Source organism: Rhodococcus sp. CX, from assembly GCF_015865005.1.
Taxonomy (GTDB): Bacteria; Actinomycetota; Actinomycetes; order Mycobacteriales; family Mycobacteriaceae; genus Rhodococcus.
The window spans coordinates 60841-63810 of the sequence record NZ_JADZGH010000224.1; the positions used below are offsets into that span (position 1 = coordinate 60841).

At 67.0% G+C, this 2970-nt stretch carries 3 protein-coding genes and 1 pseudogene; 2 read left to right on the top strand and 2 right to left on the bottom strand.

All coding sequences use genetic code 11. The features are described 5' to 3' along the window. Together I0Q12_RS33865 and I0Q12_RS25050 are read right to left on the bottom strand one after the other, a co-directional pair. Nucleotides 1–184: pseudogene (locus I0Q12_RS33865) on the bottom strand (phosphotransferase family protein); the annotation flags it as partial. 31 nt (nt 185–215) lie between these two features. Continuing rightward, the gene (locus I0Q12_RS25050) at nt 216–1451 is read right to left on the bottom strand and encodes a cytochrome P450 (protein WP_197255764.1); all 1236 of its coding nucleotides are present in this window, start codon (nt 1449–1451) and stop codon (nt 216–218) included. Between the two features lie 236 nt (nt 1452–1687). Between I0Q12_RS25050 and I0Q12_RS25055 the strand changes: the two genes are divergently transcribed. Both I0Q12_RS25055 and I0Q12_RS33870 read left to right on the top strand, forming a co-directional pair. Continuing rightward, nucleotides 1688–2491, top strand: a complete 804-nt coding sequence (locus tag I0Q12_RS25055) for an enoyl-CoA hydratase/isomerase family protein (RefSeq protein WP_197255766.1) — start codon at nt 1688–1690, stop codon at nt 2489–2491. Between the two features lie 164 nt (nt 2492–2655). Continuing rightward, nucleotides 2656–2970, top strand: a 315-nt coding sequence (locus tag I0Q12_RS33870; protein ID WP_307846511.1) for an AMP-binding protein, incomplete at its 3' end; no start/stop codon positions are given.

A 2970-nucleotide genomic window follows, 5' to 3' on the forward strand; every position in this document is an offset into this window, starting at 1 on the left:
GCTGCGGTGGTCGCGGATCGTAGCGGAGGAACAGGGCACCGTCGGGCACCCCGTGGGCGTCCACGAACCACGCCTGCCTGCTGGCGCCACCGGGGACCTGCTTCGCGGTGATCTCGTCCGCGCCGGTAACGGACAGCAGCCACGCGCGTAATTCCGCGGGCAGGCCCTGCATTTCCACCGTCATTCCTTCCCCCTCGTCATGCCCGGCCCCGGACTCAGCCGACCCGCATGGGTAGGGCTTTCAGCCCGCGCAGCGACAGTGTCGCCTTGTATCGCAGGTCGGTGTCGGCGGCGGTCACCTCGAGCCGGTCGAACCGGTTCAGCAGCGTCTGCAGCGCGATGCGGCCTTCCAGGCGCGCGAGGTGGTGCCCCAGGCAGTAGTGCGCCCCGAATGCGAACGACATGTGCTTGTTGGGGGTGCGGGTCAGGTCCAGCGACTCCGGGTCGTCGTAGCATTCCCGGTCCCGGTTGGCGGAGATGATCATCCCGATCACCTGGCTGCCCTGTGGAATTCGGGTGCCGGCGAATTCCACGTCCTCCACGGCGATCCGTGGTGCCGCACACGCGACCGGCGTGGTGTACCGGAGCAGTTCCTCGATCGCGGTGGGCCACAACGACTCGTCCTCGCGCAGCAACTGCAGTTGCTCGGGGTGACGGGCGAGCGCGAGCATGCTGCTGCCGATCAGGTTCGAGGTCGTGTCGTGCCCTGCCAGCAGCAGGAGGAAGATCATGCCCAGAACCTCGCGTTCGGTGAGCCGGTCGCCGTCCTCTCGCGCCTCCACGATCGCTGAGATCAACCCGTCGTCCGGGTGGGCGCGTGCGTGGTCGGCAAGGTGCTGGATGAAGGCGAGCAGCTTGTTCGCCGCCGGCATCCGCATGATCATCCCGATCGGGCCGGTGCCGGAGTCCTCGGTCACCTTGCCGACGAGGTGGTGGAAGCGCTCACGGTCGGTGTCGCCGACACCGAGCATGCTGGAGATGACCCGCAACGGAAGTTGCACCGCAAAGTCCTCGACCAGATCGATGTCCTTCTTGCGGGCCAGTTCGTCGGCGAGTTCGGCCGCGATCTCGGTGACCTGGTCGGCCATGCCCGCCACCAGCTTCGGGGTGAACGCCTGGTGCACCAGTGTCCGGAGCCTCTTGTGTTCCGGATCGTCCTTGAACACCATCGTTTCGCCGAGCAGCTTGAGGGTTTGAGGCAGTATCCAGTTGAACTTCGCCGCGCCCCCGTACTTCGTGGCGTCGGTGGAGAACCGGTTGTCGCAGTGCAGTGCGAGGACGTCGCCGTGGCGGGTCACCATGTAGCCGGTGCCTCGCACCATCATCGGAGCCTTGACCCGCGAAACAGGTTCGTGCTCACGCAGATACGCGTATCGCGGGTACGGGTTGTAGTACATCACCGGGTCGGCCAGGTTGGTCACGGACATCGGGGCGGCCGCAACTCTCGTCATGAGGATGACCTTTCGTTCGTGTCCGGCAGGACGGTCGCGACCGCTCGAGACCATCGGGAGCGCGGCGTGCGGGATGGCCACCGGCACCCGTTACTTCTCCGGCACAGGTTCTCCATACATCCCCCTGCTCGCGTCGATATCCCGATTCCGCGCGCCAACAGTAAACTGATTTGTATGATTTCTACCACAGGCTCAGTGGGAAGTGAAGCGCATCACGCAACTACAGGAGGACATTCGTGAGCATCGACGTCACCACTCCGGACCTGGCAACGATCGAGTTCGAGGTGGCCGACGACCACGTAGCCACGATCACCCTCGACCGGCCGGACGCCCTCAACGCCGTGAACGACCGGATGGCGGCCGAAATCGAGTGGGCGTGGCGGACGATCCGCGACGACGACTCGATCCACGCGGTGGTGCTGCAGGCCAACGGCGACCGCGCCTTCTGCACCGGCGCAGACGTCAAATCCGCGTCCTGGTTCGCCAAGTCGAACGTGTGGAACACCTTCGACCCGGGCATGACCCTCTCCCCCAAACTCCATCACCGGGTCTGGAAGCCCGTGGTCACGGCCGTGCACGGCATGGCCGCCGGTGGCGCCCAGTACTTCCTCAACGAGTCGGACATCATCCTGGCGTCCGACGACGCGGTGTTCTTCGACCCCCACGCCAACGGCGGCATCGTCTCCGCCCTCGAACCCATCGGGATGCTGGCCCGCGGAGTCCCGCTGGGCGACGTCCTGCGGTGGGCGCTCATGGGCACCGAGGAACGCATCACCGCGGACACCGCGCTACGGCTGGGCCTGGTCACCGAGGTGGTCGAGCGGGATCGGTTGCGCAGCCGCGCGCGGGAGATCGCGGCGTCGATCGCGGCGCGCAATCCCGTGGCAGTGCAGGGGACGGTGCGCGCGATCTGGGAGTCGCTCGACATGACCCGCAGTACCGCGCTGCAGAACGGGATGGCGTACACCCACATCGGCAACCCGCCGGTGGCGGAGCGGCGTGCGACGCCGCGCCGGAACGATCCCCCGACCTACCGGTGATCCGGCGTCGCCGGGTACTCGTGCACCGACAACCGACAGACCTGATCCGGACAAGCTCGGAACTCGCGGCAGGAATCGAGACGGAGGCTCATGTGGAACACCCCTGGGATCGGCGACTCGGGTTCTGGTGGATCGCGGAGGATCACCCGGACCAAACGGCGATCGTGGCATCGCCCAGCGGGCAGACCATGTCCTTCGGCGAGCTCGCCGCGGCCGCGCACCGTCTGGTCCACGCGCTGCGGGCGCACGGCATCGGCACCGGAGACATCGTGGCGTACGCGCTGCCCAACGGTGTGGAGCCGATCATCTGGCAGCTCGCCGCGCTGGAGACCGGCATCCGGTACCTCGCGCTCAACCCCGCGCTCTCGCACACCGAGTTCACCGACATCCTGACCCATTCCGGCGCGACCGCCGTCGCGGTGCACCCGGACTACGCGGACCGGATGGGCAGTGTGAACGACATCCCCACCATCCGGCTG